General features: G+C 40.3%; 20 protein-coding genes. 4 read left to right on the top strand and 16 right to left on the bottom strand.

Annotated features, from left to right (window positions below; genetic code table 11):
* Window positions 1-45: 45 nt before the first annotated feature.
* The 6 genes from MTBBW1_RS01925 to MTBBW1_RS29905 form a co-directional block, all read right to left on the bottom strand.
* Entirely contained in the window at window positions 46-864 is an 819-nt protein-coding gene (locus MTBBW1_RS01925; protein ID WP_080798400.1) for an EcsC family protein, read from the bottom strand.
* Window positions 855-1,694, bottom strand: coding sequence for an MIP/aquaporin family protein (locus tag MTBBW1_RS01920; RefSeq protein WP_186441030.1), 840 nt, complete (start codon window positions 1,692-1,694; stop codon window positions 855-857). The genes MTBBW1_RS01925 and MTBBW1_RS01920 overlap by 10 nt, the downstream gene beginning before the upstream one ends.
* 163 nt (window positions 1,695-1,857) lie before the next feature.
* Window positions 1,858-3,180, bottom strand: a complete 1,323-nt coding sequence (locus tag MTBBW1_RS01915) for an SLC13 family permease (protein ID WP_080798396.1) — start codon at window positions 3,178-3,180, stop codon at window positions 1,858-1,860.
* 3 nt (window positions 3,181-3,183) lie between these two features.
* Window positions 3,184-3,852 carry a hypothetical protein gene (locus MTBBW1_RS01910; protein ID WP_080798393.1) on the bottom strand — a complete coding sequence of 223 codons (669 nt, stop codon included), beginning with the start codon at window positions 3,850-3,852 and terminating at the stop codon, window positions 3,184-3,186.
* Window positions 3,849-4,841, bottom strand: a complete 993-nt coding sequence (locus tag MTBBW1_RS01905; protein ID WP_080798387.1) for a response regulator — start codon at window positions 4,839-4,841, stop codon at window positions 3,849-3,851. Before MTBBW1_RS01905 ends, MTBBW1_RS01910 begins: the two co-directional genes overlap by 4 nt.
* A 105-nt stretch (window positions 4,842-4,946) precedes the next feature.
* Complete coding sequence (locus tag MTBBW1_RS29905) at window positions 4,947-5,081, bottom strand: hypothetical protein (RefSeq protein ID WP_281255606.1); 135 nt, start codon at window positions 5,079-5,081, stop codon at window positions 4,947-4,949.
* Window positions 5,082-5,271: 190 nt separating this feature from the next.
* Between MTBBW1_RS29905 and MTBBW1_RS01900 the strand changes: the two genes are divergently transcribed.
* Both MTBBW1_RS01900 and MTBBW1_RS01895 read left to right on the top strand, forming a co-directional pair.
* Window positions 5,272-5,913 carry a DUF3782 domain-containing protein gene (locus MTBBW1_RS01900; protein WP_080798384.1) on the top strand — a complete coding sequence of 214 codons (642 nt, stop codon included), beginning with the start codon at window positions 5,272-5,274 and terminating at the stop codon, window positions 5,911-5,913.
* 147 nt (window positions 5,914-6,060) lie between these two features.
* The gene (locus MTBBW1_RS01895; protein ID WP_080798381.1) at window positions 6,061-6,735 is read left to right on the top strand and encodes a hypothetical protein; all 675 of its coding nucleotides are present in this window, start codon (window positions 6,061-6,063) and stop codon (window positions 6,733-6,735) included.
* Between the two features lie 275 nt (window positions 6,736-7,010).
* On the opposite strand, the gene MTBBW1_RS01890 is transcribed toward MTBBW1_RS01895, so the two are convergent.
* Entirely contained in the window at window positions 7,011-9,311 is a 2,301-nt protein-coding gene (locus MTBBW1_RS01890; RefSeq protein WP_080798377.1) for a SpoIIE family protein phosphatase, read from the bottom strand.
* A gap of 405 nt (window positions 9,312-9,716) precedes the next feature.
* Between MTBBW1_RS01890 and MTBBW1_RS01885 the strand changes: the two genes are divergently transcribed.
* Window positions 9,717-9,905: a hypothetical protein gene (locus tag MTBBW1_RS01885; RefSeq protein WP_080798374.1), complete on the top strand. Its 189-nt coding sequence runs from the start codon at window positions 9,717-9,719 to the stop codon at window positions 9,903-9,905.
* Window positions 9,895-10,137 (top strand): type II toxin-antitoxin system RelE family toxin, encoded by a 243-nt coding sequence (locus MTBBW1_RS01880; RefSeq protein ID WP_080798371.1) that lies wholly within the window; start codon window positions 9,895-9,897, stop codon window positions 10,135-10,137. The genes MTBBW1_RS01885 and MTBBW1_RS01880 overlap by 11 nt, the downstream gene beginning before the upstream one ends.
* Before the next feature lie 92 nt (window positions 10,138-10,229).
* Here MTBBW1_RS01880 and MTBBW1_RS01875 read toward each other — a convergent pair whose 3' ends face one another.
* From MTBBW1_RS01875 to MTBBW1_RS01835, 9 genes are all read right to left on the bottom strand, one after another.
* Window positions 10,230-11,144 carry a nucleotide-binding protein gene (locus MTBBW1_RS01875; RefSeq protein ID WP_080798368.1) on the bottom strand — a complete coding sequence of 305 codons (915 nt, stop codon included), beginning with the start codon at window positions 11,142-11,144 and terminating at the stop codon, window positions 10,230-10,232.
* Window positions 11,141-11,755 (bottom strand): hypothetical protein, encoded by a 615-nt coding sequence (locus MTBBW1_RS01870; protein ID WP_080798366.1) that lies wholly within the window; start codon window positions 11,753-11,755, stop codon window positions 11,141-11,143. The genes MTBBW1_RS01875 and MTBBW1_RS01870 overlap by 4 nt, the downstream gene beginning before the upstream one ends.
* A 92-nt stretch (window positions 11,756-11,847) precedes the next feature.
* A complete protein-coding gene (locus MTBBW1_RS01865) occupies window positions 11,848-12,156 on the bottom strand; it encodes an STAS domain-containing protein (RefSeq protein WP_080798361.1) in 309 nt (102 codons plus the stop codon).
* A gap of 175 nt (window positions 12,157-12,331) precedes the next feature.
* Window positions 12,332-13,543, bottom strand: a complete 1,212-nt coding sequence (locus MTBBW1_RS01860; protein WP_245809212.1) for a disk-shape morphogenesis protein volactin — start codon at window positions 13,541-13,543, stop codon at window positions 12,332-12,334.
* Window positions 13,544-14,092: 549 nt separating this feature from the next.
* Window positions 14,093-15,658 carry an AAA family ATPase gene (locus MTBBW1_RS01855; RefSeq protein WP_080798356.1) on the bottom strand — a complete coding sequence of 522 codons (1,566 nt, stop codon included), beginning with the start codon at window positions 15,656-15,658 and terminating at the stop codon, window positions 14,093-14,095.
* A 116-nt stretch (window positions 15,659-15,774) separates the two neighbouring features.
* Window positions 15,775-16,158 (bottom strand): type II toxin-antitoxin system VapC family toxin, encoded by a 384-nt coding sequence (locus tag MTBBW1_RS01850; RefSeq protein WP_080798351.1) that lies wholly within the window; start codon window positions 16,156-16,158, stop codon window positions 15,775-15,777.
* Window positions 16,155-16,394 carry a type II toxin-antitoxin system Phd/YefM family antitoxin gene (locus MTBBW1_RS01845; RefSeq protein WP_080798349.1) on the bottom strand — a complete coding sequence of 80 codons (240 nt, stop codon included), beginning with the start codon at window positions 16,392-16,394 and terminating at the stop codon, window positions 16,155-16,157. The genes MTBBW1_RS01850 and MTBBW1_RS01845 overlap by 4 nt, the downstream gene beginning before the upstream one ends.
* Window positions 16,395-16,530: 136 nt before the next feature.
* Window positions 16,531-17,778, bottom strand: coding sequence for an AAA family ATPase (locus MTBBW1_RS01840; protein ID WP_080798345.1), 1,248 nt, complete (start codon window positions 17,776-17,778; stop codon window positions 16,531-16,533).
* A gap of 12 nt (window positions 17,779-17,790) precedes the next feature.
* Complete coding sequence (locus MTBBW1_RS01835) at window positions 17,791-18,129, bottom strand: coiled-coil domain-containing protein (protein WP_139786624.1); 339 nt, start codon at window positions 18,127-18,129, stop codon at window positions 17,791-17,793.
* Window positions 18,130-18,131 lie beyond the last annotated feature (2 nt).

Genomic DNA, 18,131 nt, shown 5'->3' with positions numbered 1-18,131 from the left:
ACCATTTTCCATATTCTGGGGTGGCTTGATGGCAAGCATGAACGTTTACAGTAAATCTCTTTTTCTTATTATGAATTTTTTTCTGTAAACCATGAAAGCTGTCTCACCCGAATTTTCCATCATTTCATGGTTTGAATGGGCACCGGCAGCAATTGTCAAAAGAGGTATTGGCAGGGCACGCCTCATGAACCTGCTGATGATGGCAAGGGTTAGTTTTTCGATATATTCGGACATGGCTTTGGTGCTGAATGCCTTTACAGGCTTGCCAGATATAGGGTCTATATCTCCATTTAACTGGATTTTTTCAAGAATGCTTATTTCCCTCAGTGCCTTGAATTTACTCTCTGTACTCCCGATACCACCTTCAATGATCCGCAGCAGAATAAGCTTTTCAACAGGATCATTTGGATCAAATCCGTAGCAAAAGGCAATTTCCTGGAGCAGATGAAATATCTGGATAAGTATTGCAGTTAAATCAGCAGTGGCTGTCAAGGCACCACCAAGTCCTGCTGCTGCTCCCTGGGCTGCACTTACTCTTTCGTGCATCCTGATATGCTTTTCATTGCAGTTGTCAAGAAGCTTAAGTGGGCATGTTTTAAGCTCTGAAAGATCATTGATAATAATGCCGTTGTCATGGGCTCTTTTTAACAGCTCCTTTTCATTGACGCTGTAAGTTGCCGTATGAAGCATCTTGTCCAGAGTTGTTTCCACAACATTTTCAATATGTTTGAACTTTTCCTTGCCTATTTTCTGAATAAGATAATCAACAGGTTTTGCGGCTGTATCCACAAGAAAGCCCCGTCGTTTTGTCTCCCATTTCCTGATTTTGATCAGTGCGTATTTTTCATATTTGCTCAGTTCCATGGCAGAGACTCTTCGCCTGTAAGCAGAGGATCATTGCAGCTTTTCAATCCGGAATTATTCATATTGGGCATTGTTGACTGAATTTTTGTAATATGGCTGTATTCGCAGGTACATTTAAACAGGCATGGTCCTTCTGTCTTGTGACAAAGTTTGCTGCAAACAGGTTTTGCCCCTTTTGTGGCCTTGCTGAACAGGTAATATGCAGCAAAGGCACCAAGAACAGATGCTGTAAAATAGAGCAAAAGATAGTCAAATCGCATAAGAATTGCTGCTGTTCCAAATGTTCTGGCAAGATTCATGCTTGCTCCGGAAATTGTGGCAAAAAGAACAGTTATCAAAACAACGTAGCAGGCTGCCGCAATACCTGTGAAACGGCCTGAGCGATCAGAAGATACAAAGGAAAATATGGTCATAATCAACACAAAAATGATCGTAAACTCAATGAAAAGGGATATCAGCAGGGGATATTCCATGGCTGGAAGGGTTAATGTTGTATAGAAAGTCTGCCATGGAAATATGATAAAAGCAACCCATGCTCCAAAAACAGCACCGGCAAACTGGGCAATGATATACCATAAAGTATCAAGTCCTGTCATAAGTCCATTTAGCCAGAAGGCTGTTGTCACAGCAGGATTAAGGTGCCCCCCGCTTCTTTTACCAATGGGGGAATAGATAACAACAAGAAGTCCTGTGGCAAAGAAACATCCAATGATAAAAAATTTTGTTATATCCCCGATATTCATCTGACTCACCAGAAAAATACCGGCAAGTCCAAAAGAAACATGGATGGCTGTACCGATAAATTCACATGCATATTCTATCCAGTTCAATTCCTGGTCTCCTTTATTTTTCAATTTTTTACCGTAAAAATGGGCATCCTTCATATCATACAGAAAGTACTTTACACTTTCCGGAACAGTATCCCCGAAAAACGGGCATTCTGTTCGGGAAAGTGTAAACTGGGAAATGGAAGATGCCTGAAAATGACTATTTTTATATCCTTGCCAGAACAAATGCAAGGCCGCAAAGTTGAATGATAGTAAAAGATACAATTCCAAATGGAATGAATGTCATAAAGTTAAATATTGCAGGGGAGCCTTCCCGAGTCTTTAATCCAGATTTTTCAACCATGGATTGTGCCAGAGGCCCTGCTGTTGCAGCAGTCAAAAGAAAGCTTGAGCCTGCACACACAGATAGTGCAAGGCCAACATAAACAGTATCCCCTGCCACATCTCCCCTTAAAATTATCTGCTTTGCAATGGGCAGCATGGTTGCCATACTGGGGCCTGCTGAAAATATGGCTGTTGATATGCCGCAGCAGATCATTAGGGCGCATATAAGCATACGGGTATCTTTGAAAGAGTCGGAAAGTAAAGCTGCAACCTGATCAAGAAGGCCGGAGCCGGCCATGCAGGATACCATAAGAAAAAGGGCTGTGAGAAACAGAATGGATTCAAAATCAACATGATGTCTGATGATCTCCTCGGCAGCCTCGTTTTTAATGATCATGTAGATACCAACACCTGTAAAACATATTACTCCTGGACTTAAACCGATCTCCGCAGCAGCAATCCACAGGCCGAACATTAGGCAAAAGACTGCAATTCCGGGATATAGTATGGTTTTATCAATGGCAATGTTTCTGTATAACTTTGCCATTGATGTCAGGGCAAGGGAGCGCTCCAGAAGAGAGGTGTTCTCTTTGACTTTTTTTTTGTGGTAATAGACCGCAACAGATAAAATGATACCAAAAATAAGAAGACACATTGGAAAGGCCAGGGCAAGATATCTGAGAAATGAGATGCTTCCTGTTCCCATAAGAAGGATGGCAGGAAAATCACCTATTGGGGTTGCAGCACCGCCAAGGTTGCAGGCAACAATAAGAAGTGAAAAGCATAGACCGATAAAATCCTGTGTGACACCAAGGGCCTTTAAAATTGTCAGCAGCACCGGCAGCACCAGAAGTAATGCTGTCAGATTGTTCAGAGTGCATGAGAGAAAAAACATGATGGCTGAAAACATGGCAAGAATAAGAAGTGAATCCCCTTTGCTGGCACCGGAACACCATACCGCAAGGTAGCTGAAGATCCGGCTTCTGGCAAAAAGGGTTGAAAAAATACCAAGCCCCAGTAGAATCACAAGCACATCCCAGGGAACACCGTTGTATATGGAAATGATGCTCTGGTTGTCCAGCACTGCTGCAATTGTTATGGTAACGGTTGCACCGCAGAAGATAATGAGCATTTTTCTTGTGGGAATGATGGCCTGAAGGAGCAGGGTGAGCATCATTACAATAATCAGGGCAATACTGGTCATTTTTTATACCATCCTGAATTGGGTCGTGAAAAATCGGCTTGTGGAGTAGAGGGGTGCCATATCTGAAAGGTAACGCTGGTAGCCGGAAAGCATATTGAGGCCGATAATTTGGTTATAGGCACTTCTGATATCAGGACCAACTGCCCTGAAGGTGACCGGATATACAAAAGAGTCGTCACCCATTGGGCAGAATATGTATGATATCAGAACACTTCTGACACCACCAAGGGGCATAAGATCCCGAAGGTCAATCAAGCGGACATTTGCAGGAAAATTGGAAAGTACCCTTTCAGCATCCATGTTTCCGGTATGGGGTACAATATAAATAATGGAATCCGGCAGATGTCTGGCAAGTTGATCAAGGATCACAGCCTCAATGCCAACAACCACAATGGATGTAAAACCTTTGAGGGTTTCAGCCAGATATTTTGTATTTTCCTTTATGAAATTTTTTATATCGTCAGGGTCATTTCCTGTTGCAATGAGTTCACCGTACATGGGAAATGTTTCAGAGAGAGTCTCAGCAAGGTCAAAAGCTTCTGAATCACCTGTGATTTTGCTCACAGTATCCTGAAGTATAAGAGCAGTGCTGAATGTCCCGAGTTCCGATATGGCTGACTCAATGGTTCGCAATATTACCCTGGGATCAAGATCAGTAGCTGAGTGTTTCACGGGGTTTCTCCCGTGCCTATAATATCCCTAAAAGCTTCAAGAACATGAAGAAGCAGAAGGTTCATGAAGACATCATGGGGAGGACCTGTTAACATGTTTTTTGAAAAATCTGCAATTTTTGTGCGATTATTGTCAAACATCTCTGTCATAAGTCTGGCAGGAATTCCCAATGGAACAGAACGACCATTATTTATTACTTGTTTTGAAATGGTGCCCTGCATTGAGCTTTCTTCTTTTAAGTTACGCAGATTCCCTGAAGATATCCTTTCCTGGTTGCCTTTTTCGGAAAATTCATGGCCAGGAGAAGCTGCCGGGGATGAAGATTCCTGAAGTTGCCCGTTCACTGTATCAAAGGGGTAGGGGGTAATCTTTTTGCCTGTCTGTTGTGAAATATTTACAAGAAATCTGTTAAGGACGGCCAGAAAAAAACCATTGGCCTGACGCCGGTGCAAGGGGCCTTCCTTGAGTATTATCCTGAATGTGTATGCCCATTCCCTGGCATCTGGTATCAATGCTGAAATTGCACGGAAATCAAGTTCTTCAATGGGGGATCTTGACTCTTCAAAGGACAATTTTTCCTTTAGTTCTTCGCTAAGTTTCCTGTAGGATTCACCCTCAAGAATGGAGTCAAGTTTTCGTTTCACAATTTCCGGTGGTGTTGTTTTACAGATAAAGTCGTTGACACCAAGCTCCAGGCACTCCTGCCATTCTGAGTTCCTGATATCGTTGGGGGCACTTAGAAGCACCACAGGAATCCTGAGACCCGGACGTTTTTGCCTGAGTTCACGAAGAAACTCAACTCCAAGGTGGTTGTCAGAAAATGAGTAGCCCAGAAGGATAATGTCAGCCCGATCCACAAGATCCCATGATATATCTGTCACATGGGTTCTGGTATCAAAACCATAATCCATATTCTGGTAAAATGATTTGAAAAGGGGAGTCATCAATGCAGGTGCGTCATTGTCAATGAGCAGAAGTTTGTATGTCATTTGTATCTCTTTTATTTGTGAAGGGTTCTACATTGCTGGAGCAATTATTAAATTAACAATGACTTATAATTCTAATGGTGTAAATAAATTTTGTCAAGAATATGCTCATAAATATTCGGGTTTTCCCTCATAACCCTCTTTCCGCTTTATGAAATACTCACCCATGGTTGCAATATCTTTTTTAAAGGTTGCATCAAGGGCAATAACACCATGCTCAAAGGCATTTGTGAAATATTCCACAAGAACAAGAAATAACTCTCTTTAAGTAAAGTGTTTAAGTAAAGTGTTTAAGTAAGTAAAGTGGGGACAGGTACATAATGCATGAGCCGTCCGCGTTTTTATTTTGTGATTGTCATCTATCGCTTCAGTGGTTATACTAAAATAAAACTATGTAGAGGAGAAATAACAGGAAGCAGAGGGAGGATAAGTGATGGAACAGGCTTTGTCACCGGATAATATTCTGAATTTTTTTCAGGAAATAAAAGATTTGTATAAAGAGACAGACCGCCTTATTAAAGAGCAGTCTCAAGAGGCAGAACGAAGGTCCAAGGAGACAGATCGGAAGTTTCAGGAGACAGATAGGAAGTTTCAGGAGACAGATAGGAAAATTCAGGAGACAGATCGCATCATCAAGAATCTTTCTAAAAACCTTGGTGCTTTGGGCAACCGTCTTGGAGAGTTTGTGGAGAATATGGTGTCACCTGCTGTTGTGAAGTTGTTTCAGAGCATGGGTATTAAGGTGCATGAAGTTTACCCTGGAGTTGAAGCCCGTCGTAATGGGGAAGGGATTGAAATTGACCTTCTGGTGGTAAATGACAACACCCTCATTGCCGTAGAGTGTAAAAGTAAACTGGCAAGAGAGCATGTGGACGAACATGTAATCAGGATGGAAAAACTCAAGCGTCTTTTGCCGCTTTATAAAAACCATAAGGCTCTGGGATGTGTGGCCGCGATGGTAATGAGTGAAAGTGTAAAAACTTATGCCCACAGCAAGGGTTTTTATGTGTTGTACCAGAACGGTGAAGGTGTGGATATCAGCAGGCCGGAAGGGTTTAATCCCAGAGTTTGGTGAAGTGGGGTTGGAATTTTATTTTTTGAAAGGAAAAAGGGGAGAGATACATAATGCATGTGCCATCTCCGTTTTGTTTTGTGATTGCCCTTTTACCCCTTGATGGTTATACTCATGTTGTGAGAGAAAAAAACGACGGAGGAGAGTGAGATGAAATTTAGCGTATTAATATGGACAATGGGTTTATGGCTGATAATTCAGGTGGGGATACCGGTCAAGCTGTATGCCGTGGAGATAGCGCAACGGATAACGGATCGTGAAATTACGGATAAACTGATGCGTCTGGAGGTGGGACAGGAGGCGTTGCGATCAGAGATGAAGTCGGGACAGGAGGCGTTGCGATCAGAGATGAAGTCGGGACAGGAGGCGCTGCGATCAGAGATGAAGTCGGGACAGGAGGCGCTGCGATCAGAAATGAAGTCTGGACAGGAAGCACTTTCAGTTAGGATATCTGATTTGAGAGCGGAGATGAAATCGAGTCAGGAAGCGTTGAGAGCGGAGATGAAAACAGGGCTTGAAGCCATTGGCAAAAGAATGGATGACTTAAGTGCAAGGCAAGCCGACATCAATGCGACCATGTTGGTTCTGTTCACCTCACTTATCGCATTGATCGTTGCCCTTTTCGGTTATATTCTGTGGGATCGCCGCACCATGATGAAACCGGTTGCGGAGAAGCTCCATCGGTTTGAGCATGAGGTGATCAGCGATCTGGATTTGAATCATGCCGAAGGCTCCCTATTGAGACGGCAGTTAAACGTAATGAAGAAATTTGCAGCAAAAAATTCTGAATTTGCTGAAATCATGCAGGGAGAAGCATTGTTGTAGAAATGGGAGAAATGGGGACAGGGAAATGGGGACAGGTACATAATGCTTTTATATGAAAGTCTCAATAAATAGCTGTTTTTAAAACGACTTTCATTTCTTCGATTGTGGCGGACATCCGCCATGTACGTTATATGAAAGTCCCCACAAATGGCTGTTTTCATAAAGACTTTCATCCCTTCGATTGTGGCGGTCATCAGCCATGTACGTTATTTAGAAAAGTACAAATGTAGTATTAAAATCTTAAAATCAAATTCGTAAAGGCTTAACCAACATAGTCAATCATTATCCCAGGAATAGACTGCCCTTACCTTGTTACCCCTTCCCATGAAGGTAATGTCGTCACAGATGCTTTTAAGAAGGGGAAGACCCCGTCCACTGGGGGTTACGTCGTCTAAATCAGAGAGAGCCAGGCAGCATTCGTTTTTGTAATCAAAACCGGAGCCGCAATCTGTAATATTGATTATAAGTTCCCGTTTTTCATCATATTTAATAAGTTCAATTTCAATGTTGATCCATCCAGATTCAAGATTTGCTATGGCCTCTTCCCGCTTTATAAAATATTGCCCCATGGTTGCAATATCTTTTTTAAGGGTTGCATCCAGAGCAAGCACACCATGCTCAAAGGCATTTGTGAAAAGCTCCACAAGAACCAGGAATAACTCCTCTTTTCTTGCATGAAGTGCTGGATAGGGTTCAATGCATAGTGACAGAAGCTCCGTATATATGGAAGATGACTGTTTCAGCAGTTCAACTCCTATCTCCCAGGAAAGCTTCCACTCCGTAATCCTTTTATTTTTCTGCTTAATTATTCTCTCGGGAAGATAGCATATTCCGGCAATAGTTATATCGTCACCTGGAGGTGTTTTTCCACAAAAATCATTAAAAGTGCTTATAAGGGGTGCAATGTTATTCACCATACAATTAACCTTGCCGTCTGTTTTATCTGTCTCTTCATTATTGGGATTTGTATCAGAAGAGCTTTTGTGATGATTTTCATTTGAAGCAGCAATTGTTCTGCCAAGGATTTTTTCAACCCGCTCCTGGCCGAACATCTCTTCATCATCGTTCTGGGATTCAATTATACCATCAGAAAAAATGTAGAATGAGTCACCGGTTTTTATATCTATTATATCAAGGGTGCCATCAAATGCCTCATCTCCGATAATTGCCATGGGAATATGCCTTGAGTTTACACGGTGTTTAAGATTTCCGTTGCTGTCAAATACCAGCAGATCAGGAAGACCTCCAAGCCACACATGGAGAATATCTGCATCATAATCAATTTCCAGCAGTCCTGCACATAGAAAGAGTCCGGTAGGCAGAAGTTTTTTCAACTCTCTATTGATTTCTCGGGCAATGTCGCTGATGGAGTGGGAGTTGTCCCTTATTTTGCTGAAGATGTTCAAAACAGGAACTGCTCCTATGGCAGCAGCCAGTCCATGGCCTGTAAAATCCCCGAGAATCATGTATTGCCTGTTATGGAATACTGGTGTGGAGAGAAAGATATCACCACCAACTTTTTCCATGGGCTTCATATAAAGGTCAATGTTATTTGAAGCTGCCGGCATATCAGCAAGTATGTTGCTGAAAATGCTTTCGGCAAGCTGCTGACCAAGTTGCAGCTCCTCATTGAGTTTCATTAGCTCCTTGTTTGAATATTCAAGATGATCCTGTACAATACGGCGCTGTGATTCAGATTCATCCATCTGTGACTTGATTTCAAGAATTGGAGCGATATGATTTGCAATGCTCTTCAGAATTATGCTGTCCTCATGGGAGTAGGCAGCATGGCGGTGCGATGAGGCAACAATAAAAAAAGCGTTGTAGCTCTGGAGGTACATGGGCACAGCAGCAAAGCGAACAGGGTGCATAAAGGCTTCGGCAGGTGACTTGATATTGTTGTTGATCAAAATGGAACTGGTTTCTAAGCATTTTTTACCCAGCTTTTTTAAAGTATATGAGCCAAGTGTTTTGTGGAGAGCTGTTGAGAAGTTACTGGAACTTGCGGTCTGGAGGGAGATGTTGTGATTCTGGCTGTCAACTGAGCCGTATGCAGCAAAATCGCTTTTCATGAAGCTTAAAAGAACAGTCAGAAATCGCTGAATCTGGAGGTCAATTTTTTCCGTTGGATGCTGAATAAATATCTGATCAATTTCCTTGTGAATTTCAAGTTCTTTCTTGGAGGATTTCAAGGCTTTCTGACTCAATATCTTCTGTGTCCTCTGAAGCAGATCCTCTTTTTTGATGGGTTTGGGAACATATTCAGAGCATCCTTGCCTTAAAAGATTTATAATAATATTTTTATCATCTGTGGCTGCTGTAATGGCCATGACAGGCAGCATCAGATCCATACGGTTCATTTCGTTCATCAGTTCAATGCCGTTCATGTTCGGCATTTCAATGTCTGTAATTACAAGATCGTACTGTTCTGTGGTATTGTTGGAATCAATTATTTTCTGCAAAGCATCTTTTCCGTCAACTGCAAGATCAACTTGATACTGGGGTTTTGAAAAATATGAGGATAAAATCGTACGGGTCAACCTGTCGTCATCAACTACAAGAATGTGAATGGTCATGGTTTTATTATCCTTTTTAATATTAATATGTTATATTATCAAAATCGCTATCATATTGCTTTTTCAGCAGTTATTACATAATCAAAATCGACGCCTATGACCTCTTGAGCCTTGTCAATACTGTCTGAATCAGGATTCCCAAGATTAACAGGATAAAGCAAGATTTTCTATCTTGAATATCTTTTTTATCCTGGTTCAGACAAATTCAATAAATGGAAAAAAGCAATAAAATGTCAATTTTGAGTACATAATCACCTTTTTTTACATGTGGTAAAATGGAAATTGCTGTACTACTAACGCGGGAAACCCATAACCCATGCACCTCTCATCAAATTCTTGTTTTTTGAGCAAGAATCAAGAATCAAGATGTAAGGTGCTAAATTATATAGATTGAGGTTTAAAATTATGGAAACGGTCACCCTTAAAATTACCAATGATGCTGTTTTTGAAAAAATTTTATGGTTATTGAATCATATCAAAGAAGATGGTGTAGAAATTGTCATAGGCAGTGAGGCAAAAGATCTGGAGCTGTTAAAGGCTACACGAGACGATGAAAGCATCCCTTTTGACGAGTATCTTAAAAATGAAGATTAACATTAGAAGCAGCGCAATTAAGGACTTAAAGAGAATTGATAAAGTCAATAGAGAGAAAATTCATCAAAAAATACTTCTATTAAAAAAATTTCCAAATACTTCAAATATTAAAAAATTGACAAATTTTGAACCTGCCTATAGATTACGTGCAGGTTGTTATCGCATATTGTTTGATGTGGATGGAGACGTTATAGAAATAGGCCGTATTCTCCACAGAAAAAATAGTTACTGACAAACCATAACGCTGTTCCCCAATAGTTAGAGGGCTTTTCACCATTTTTAAACCCTTAAATAAATGCTTTTATAGATAAAAAAACTTAATGCTCACAGGTAATCCCGACACAACATGGCAGCAATGCTGTTAATATCGGAAGCAAAAAGTGAATCCGGTGCTTCTATCATTACCGGGCGGGATTTGGTAAGGGAATATCCTACTCTGTTGTCTTCATGCACGGAAAACAGGACACTGCTGTTAATGTTGAGATATGTGTTCATGAGATTCTGGATCACCTTGCCGGTATTGGAATCCTTTTGGGATTTTGCCCTGTTGACAATTACAAAAGGCTTTATGGTATTAAGCAGTCCGTTGATCAGTTCAACTGATGCGGGATCAATTTTTTCAGCTTCCGTAAGAATACCGTTCATGGTATTGAGATGGGGATTTGCTTCAAAATCCTTTGCATCTTCCAGTAAAGTCAATATTGCGTTGTTCTTTAACCCTTTGAATTTAAAGATCAGACGTCGGAAAAGATAGGTTTTTATAAAACTGTACAGGTTATAAAGAGACGGTATTTCCGGTGTTGTAACCAGAAGTCCCTGTTGTGAAAAAATCACAAAATCAACAACATTGAATGACGCACCAGCACCAAGATCAAGCAGAACAATATCTGCCTTAAGGTTTTTAAGATGCCGAATAAGCTTCATCTTTTTCTGGTAATGGAGATTGGCAATACCTGGAATGTCTCCGCCGCAGATTACACTCATTCCATCAATATCGGTTGATATTACGATGTCAGAGAGATTATCCACTTTTTTCAGCACAAAGTCATTGAGGGAGACCCTTGACTGCTTCAGCCCAAGGTAAGTGTGAAGATTGGATGCACCAAGATCCAGATCAACCACTGTCACCTTTTTTCCAAGCCTTGAGAGGGCAATGGCAAGATTGACTGATATTGTTGTCTTTCCAACGCCACCCTTAGGCCCTACCATTGCCATAATATTGGCCTTTAATTCGCTCATGCCAGTTTTAGAAATTCCTTTAGATCAGCTTCAATAATATCTTCTGAATCATCTTCAATGATATCTTTGGGATCATCTTCAGTGATATATTTGGGATTAGCTTCAATGATATCTTTATCCTGTGGGGTATTTTCAGGGTATTTTATGCTGTAATTGTTTGAGATTGCAAGGATCTTTTTTGTTTTTTCAAGGATCTTTTCAGGGTCGAAGTTAGGCATAAACAGAACTTTACCATGCAGCAGGGCAGGGCGGTTCAGGTTATCATCAGGGGCAGGAAGGTCAAAGCTAATAATGTCCGAAGGTTTTCCAAGAAGTAACACATATGTTGAAGGGAATTGTTTTTCTGTATCTATTTCAGAAGGATGGGTAGAGGGGGTTTTATTCAAAATAATTTTGGTAAAATCCGCCAGAAAAATTATTTCACTTTCAATGGAGCGATGAATATCAAGAATAAGGATCGCAGGTTTGTTATCAGAAATGGTTGTTTTTACTTCAAGGACGTTATGGCAGAGAGTTGATTGGATGCTGTGCAGGGTCAATATTTTTTTCAGAATTCCTCCCCTGACCCTGTCTGCAGAATAGATAATGATACGATGAGAATGCATAAGCATAGCCTCTCCATCCACATTGAAAAACAGGGAAGAGCCCCCACCTGGCATACGTCAGGTTGATGCAGGTGAGGGGCAGGGTCAATACAAAGCTGTTACTCAATAATTTTGAACAGCTTGTTGTAGTTTGTCATTTTGAAAATCTTAAGAACCCCGGGGCTTGTATTGATAATTTCAACCTCTGCCTTTGATGCAATGGCTTTTTCCCTCAACATCAGCATCATTCCCAGACCTGAACTGTCGATATACTCAAGATCAACAAGATCCAGAATCACCTTGTCAACGTTTTCCACTTTCCCTGCATAGGCATCACCAAAGGCTTTGTGTCTGCTTACATCCAGCCTGCCCTCAATTGCAATGGTTAGTGTTTTGTTATCCTCTGAAATGGTAGATTTTATTGGCATTGGAACTCCTGTTTATTATCCGGAAGTTTCATAATATAGTATTCCAGATAATTAAATTGGCAAAAATATTTTAGGGCGCCCCTTTGTGGTAGCCCTTCAAAATTGAGATGCTAAAATTTTGTCTGGAAATCTCTATATATAAGACGGTTTTCAGTCACAATATATTTTAGAGCTGTTATTCCGCTTCTGTCATTGCCATCATCAGCGTTCCCCGTGAAGTTGAGTTCAGAGGATCTGCTGCAAGGCGTACTTCCGATATTTTAATTGGCAAATGATATTTTGACAATATCTTTTCAAACTTGTCCGTGCACCCTTCGGGCATGGCTGTGCCACCGCTTAGCACAATTGGAACGGAACTTGCTATCGTGGGCATCTGATCAGATGATGAGAGAACCCGTTCAAGGCTTGTAATGAGTTTTGTAATAAGGTCATCATAGAAGATATTAAGGGCAGTGTCAATTCTTCCCCTGGGCTGCGTGGAGAGCTTGAATTCGGACTCCTTGATGGATTTAATTTTGGTTGCAGGTTCTCCCACGGACATTCCAACCATTGCATCAATATAGTCACCCGCCATCTGGATACTATAGGTAATAACAGGAAATGAGAGATATGATAGGCAAATATTGCACATTCCGCCACCCATGCTTATTCCGATTCCTGTATAGTCGTTATCTCCAAGTTCGGAAAGAACAACTGCCATGCCTTCGTTTATGGATATGGGGGTGTATCCCATATGTGTGATGGAACGCTTGAAGGACTGCTCATGATAGACAACCGAGCCTGCAAATGGTGAGTCAAGTGGTTCTCCGGGCACTGCAAAGCATAGAATTTCACCAAAATTTTTCGGTTTTTTGAGAAGAGATAAAATAATGGCCTGGATAACAGGAAGGCCATCTTTTTCATCAGCACTCAAAATTCCTTTTTTGATGGTTCTGCGGGTATTGGTGTTGAACATGTTGGCAAAATGTTCTGCTGAATAGCCGAATATGTAAAAAAAATCATCCTGCTCATAATAGAGGACATCATTCTTTTTAAGAATGCTTTTTGCAAACTTTGATTTCGGGATGGTGAAGAATGCATTGAGCTCTTTTTTGGACTCAATGAAATTACGCCTGTTCTGTGAAACAACAATGTTTGTGGTACCGATGTCAAGTCCCACAGGCCCTTCAGGGGACTCTGCCCTGTCAGAAGCATCTCTCTCTTTGGATTTCAGAGGTTTTTCCGATACCTGTTCTGCGGCATTCATGAACTTTAATTCCGTCTTTTCGCCGGAATTTCCGTTTTCTGCCTTTTTTTCATTATTTGGAGCAGGTTTGATCTCTCCTTCTTTCTGTTTCAGTTCCTCCACGCGGTTCTGAAAGTCTTTCAGCTCTTTCTCATCAGCCATTTTTCCCCCTTCGCAAATTCATATATGACGGACATAGTCTCAATATCCGAAACTGGTTTTCTATTTTTTTATGCAAATTACATGAATAGTTGTAATTTCTCAATAATAAATTTGATAAATGTTTGAGATCCTTCATATCAACTCAAAATTAGTTTACACTTTTCGAAAAATTCTGAACCATGATTAAAGGATTTAAAGATTACTCAAAATCCACATCTTATTGCTTTTTCATAAGTTATTGCAGTTGTCTGAACCAGGATAACCAGGATGGATAGGATGCTCAGGATAGATAATCCTGCCTTATCTTTGTTAATCTTGGGAATCCTGACTCAGACAATGTTGACAAGGCTTACAAGATCATAGGTGTCGATTTTGAGTAAGGATTAACACGATTAAAAATCAAGGTAATCCCTTAATCATGAAAATAATGGTTCAAAAAAAGTGTAAACCGACAAATGAAAGATGCCAAATATTTGCGGTTTTTTTACCGTGAAAATGACTATCATTTTTATATTTGGGGGTGATTGATACGTAATCAATCATGCCCGTTTATTTTATAACCACATCAACATTTTTAACGGTTTTCTCCCAATTTATCCCGATCTTGACAATCCTTGCAAAACTTTTTTGATAACTTGCTTCATATTTTTCTTCGATTTGGGTAATGGCATTTATTGCTTTATCATCTACTTTCAATTCCAGGATATAGACAGTATCGTCTTTGGGAATGTGCAAATCGGTTCTACCTATAATATTCTGGTTCTCACCAATGTAATAGATGCTGTTCATACGGATAGCGACCCCAACCATTGATTTAAGCCAGCCTTCAGGATTTTTACTGTGCCAATCATAGGGAATATCAGCGCAGTTATTGTAAATTAACTCTTTTATACCTTGCTGAATCAAGTCTCTATCTTGATCAAAAATACCGGATACTATCTTTTGAGACACTTGTTTCCAGGCATCAAGATCATATTGCCCTTCGGAACTTAGACTTAAAAAATATTCCAGCATGACCTGTTCGGTTTCATTGTTGGGGAATTTCAAAAAATAGTGATTTTTTTCATCTTTATTCCGGATTGTAAAATAACCGGCATTGAAAAACAAAACTTCCGGGCGCAGTTGTTCCAGATTATGTACACGTAAAGTCATTTCACTTACAACAAGGCTGTTAGTTCTTTCCCTGTCGATAATTGTTTGTACATCAATTGCATTGCTCTTGACATAATTGCTTATTGCACTTGGAATAACTGTATCTGACCAGTAATTGCCGAACTCTTCATTTTTAATAAAATTATTAATATCCCAGGGGTTGTAAAGTTTTTCACCACCGAAATTAAAACCATTATACTCTTCCTTCATATGTTGCATAATTTGCCAGTTTTCCTTATTTTGCTTCCTGGCAATGGCAGTGATCTCTTTACTAAAATTATTTTCCACCTCTTTTTGTGTGTATCCAATCAAATCGGTATGTCTGCCTGCAAAACTAAGATCGTCAAGATTATTAAGCTCTGAAAAAATACTCATTTTCATGAGCTTGGTCAGGCCTGTTAGCATGAAAAACTGGATATATGGATCACTATCTTTAATTGGAGCATAAAAGGCCTGGAAATATTTTCTGATCTCTTCTGCTTTTTGGGTGTTTTTCAAGTGAGCCAGGATAGGTTTGTCATATTCATCCACCAGCACAACCACCGGCTGTCCTGCTCTTTGGCTGGTTTCTTCCAGCACCTCACCAATATCAAAATAATCAAACTCTCTAAGTTTTACGATCTCATCATCAATAAAAATTCTGCCTTTGTTCCTGATATATTCTTGGAGATCATTTTCCGCTGAAAAACCGGCAAAACTGAGATGCAGTACCGGAAATTTTTTAAATTTAAGCTTATCATGTATATAAAGTCCTTCAAACAGCTCTTTTCTGCCTAAGAAGATATTTTTCAGGACGGATAACATAAGGCTTTTGCCAAAACGACGTGGACGGGAGATGAAATTGTGTTTACCACATTGCTCAAGAAAATTATGGATTTGAGGGGTCTTATCCAGATAAAATTCTCCTCTTTTTTTAAGCTCCTCAAAATCCTGACCAGTGGAAAATTTTTTTCTTTCAGTCATATGCTTTCCAGAAAAGAATTTTGTTTTATGATTAAACCATCATGGCAGTAGAGACAAGGCATGCCTTGTCTCTACTTCGCCAGCCCCCGATTATTAAAATAATGATGGGTATAAGCTCAGGCATGGACGTTAAATTTTTTGAGACTAATTTCCGGTAGATGTCTGTAGTGTTTTTCATTTCCGGTAGCCAAAGGTATTTTTCTTGTAATTGCTGTTGCGCCAATTAAAGCATCTGCCAGTTCCATTGAGTGACTTAATGAGTATTGTTCAATGTAAAACATGGCTTTTGTTGAAATGAACTCGTCAATCTGAATTACCTTAACATTTAAAACTCCCAATGCTTTTTTAAATGCATTTAGTTCTTTTTTATTTCTTGCCCCCTGAACTATCTCGATATAAGTTACTACGGAGATACTGAATCTTTCTAAACCGTGAAGAAAATCAATTGCATTCTTAGAACCTTTTGAGTACCAGATCAGCACGTCAGTATCAACAATCAAAATGATCTCCTTTTTCGAAGCTTACTGATGTAGCTATTTACATCATCCATATCTGTTCTGTCTTTCCACATACCACAGAAGTCATTTTGTTTGTTGTCTGCCTTACGAGAATTGTCAAAAGGAACGATTTTAGCGTAAGGTTTACCGTGAAATGTAATAATTACCTCTTCCCCTCTCATGGCAGCGTCCAGAATCTCTTTAGTATGAAACCTAAGGTCTTTTGTGCTGGCTTGCATTTTGTACTCCTTTTGGAAAACTATAGATTTCCAGAAAAATATTTTGGCATTCTCAATTCTGAAGGGCAACCACAAGGGATTGCCCCTACACTGCCTGCCAATTTTATTATCTGGGACAGTATACCAAACATGAATTTTAGGACATTACACCCATTCTCTCAACTTCCATAGCAATATCTGACTCACGTACAGTATCAATTTTTTTCATGCTGCAATATGCGGCTGCTGCATCTACAAGGGCAATCGCCTTGCCTGGAAAATATTCGTCCGGAATGTGATCTTCGCTTAAATATACTGCTGCCATCAGGGCACGATCCTCAATGGTCAGTTTATGGTGGGTCTCAAGGGATTTTGAGATTCCTTTCAGGATGATAAAGGTCTCTTCAGGCGTTGCCTCCTTAATCTGGATTTTTTTGAACCGTCTGGAGAGTGCCGGATCTTTTAACATGAGTTTGGCACCGTCAAATGTGGTTGCTCCAATACATGGAAACTCTCCCCGCGCAAGAACAGGTTTAAGTGAATCAACAGCCCCGATTGCTCCTTCGGCAGCGCCAACACCAAGAAGTGTGTGGATTTCATCAATAAAGACAATTATTCGATTCTTGTTCTCCTGAACCTCCTTTATCAGCCCTTCAAGTCGCTGTTCAAAGTCACCCCTGTATTTTGTGCCGGCAACAAGGGTGTTAAGGGAGACAAGATAGAGAAGTTTTCCATGAAGCCCCAAAGGAACATCGCCTGTATGGAGTGCCCTTGCAAATCCTTCCACAATTGCAGTTTTGCCTACTCCCGGATTACCCACAAGAAGCGGGTTGTTTGTCTCCATCTGGGAAAGAATCTGCACTACGCGTTCTATTTGGTTTTCTGCTCCGATTACAGGTTTTGACTTTTCCAGATACTTTTTTTCAGTCAGAAGAGTCCCATATTTCTGGAGAAATTCGGTTTTATTTTTTTCTGCTGCATATGTCAGGTCAAAAAAGGATACAAGTTCATCAGGGAGTTCATAGGATGGAGGGACAAACAGGTAAACCTTTTCTTCCCTTTCATAAAAACTGCGGGCAATCTCCTTGATCAGGGCTCGAATTTCACCTACATCTGCATGAACAGCATTTTTGTCACCAAGGAAGTGGTGGAAATCTTCAAGTATATATACAACCTTTGTCTGAACCCTGTTGATTATGAATCTGACTGCATCCTTCGGGTTTTTAAAGACCGAGTCATTTTTTTCAGACAGGGGATAGATCTTGGAATCATGGTAAAGGGTGAAACCCTGCACCTGGTTCCATACCATTGTTGCTCTGCCCTGATGTTGTTCAGCCTGGATGATTCGATTCAGCTCTCTGGAATGATCTTCATATCGAACAAGAAATAGAGGGGATGTCTGCATTCCGTTTCTCTGCTAATTTTTATCTGTATCTCTGGTTAGTGATTTGTAGGATGATCTTCTCTGCCACAGCTTTAACGATATCTCCATGCTGTTTTCTGTCTCCTGCATGTCATACCATGCATTTTTGAGCATGTTATTGTACTCTTTGAGTTTGGGAAGTTTTTCCTCTTTCTCCCTGTTCAGCTCCTCAATAACGTCATGCAGTGTCTTTATTCGTTTAACAAGCTCGGTTTTATCATTTCTCAGGGATTCATATTCATCCATAAGAGTTTCAATCAATAGCATGGTGCTCTGTTCATCTGAATGGATACTTTTTATTTTATGACGCATCGAGTTTAGCTCTGCTGTCATTG

The organism is Desulfamplus magnetovallimortis, from assembly GCF_900170035.1.
Taxonomy (GTDB): Bacteria; Desulfobacterota; Desulfobacteria; order Desulfobacterales; family Desulfobacteraceae; genus Desulfamplus; species Desulfamplus magnetovallimortis.
Note: the sequence above shows the minus strand (reverse complement) of the source record. Positions and strands in the feature narration are given on the sequence as shown.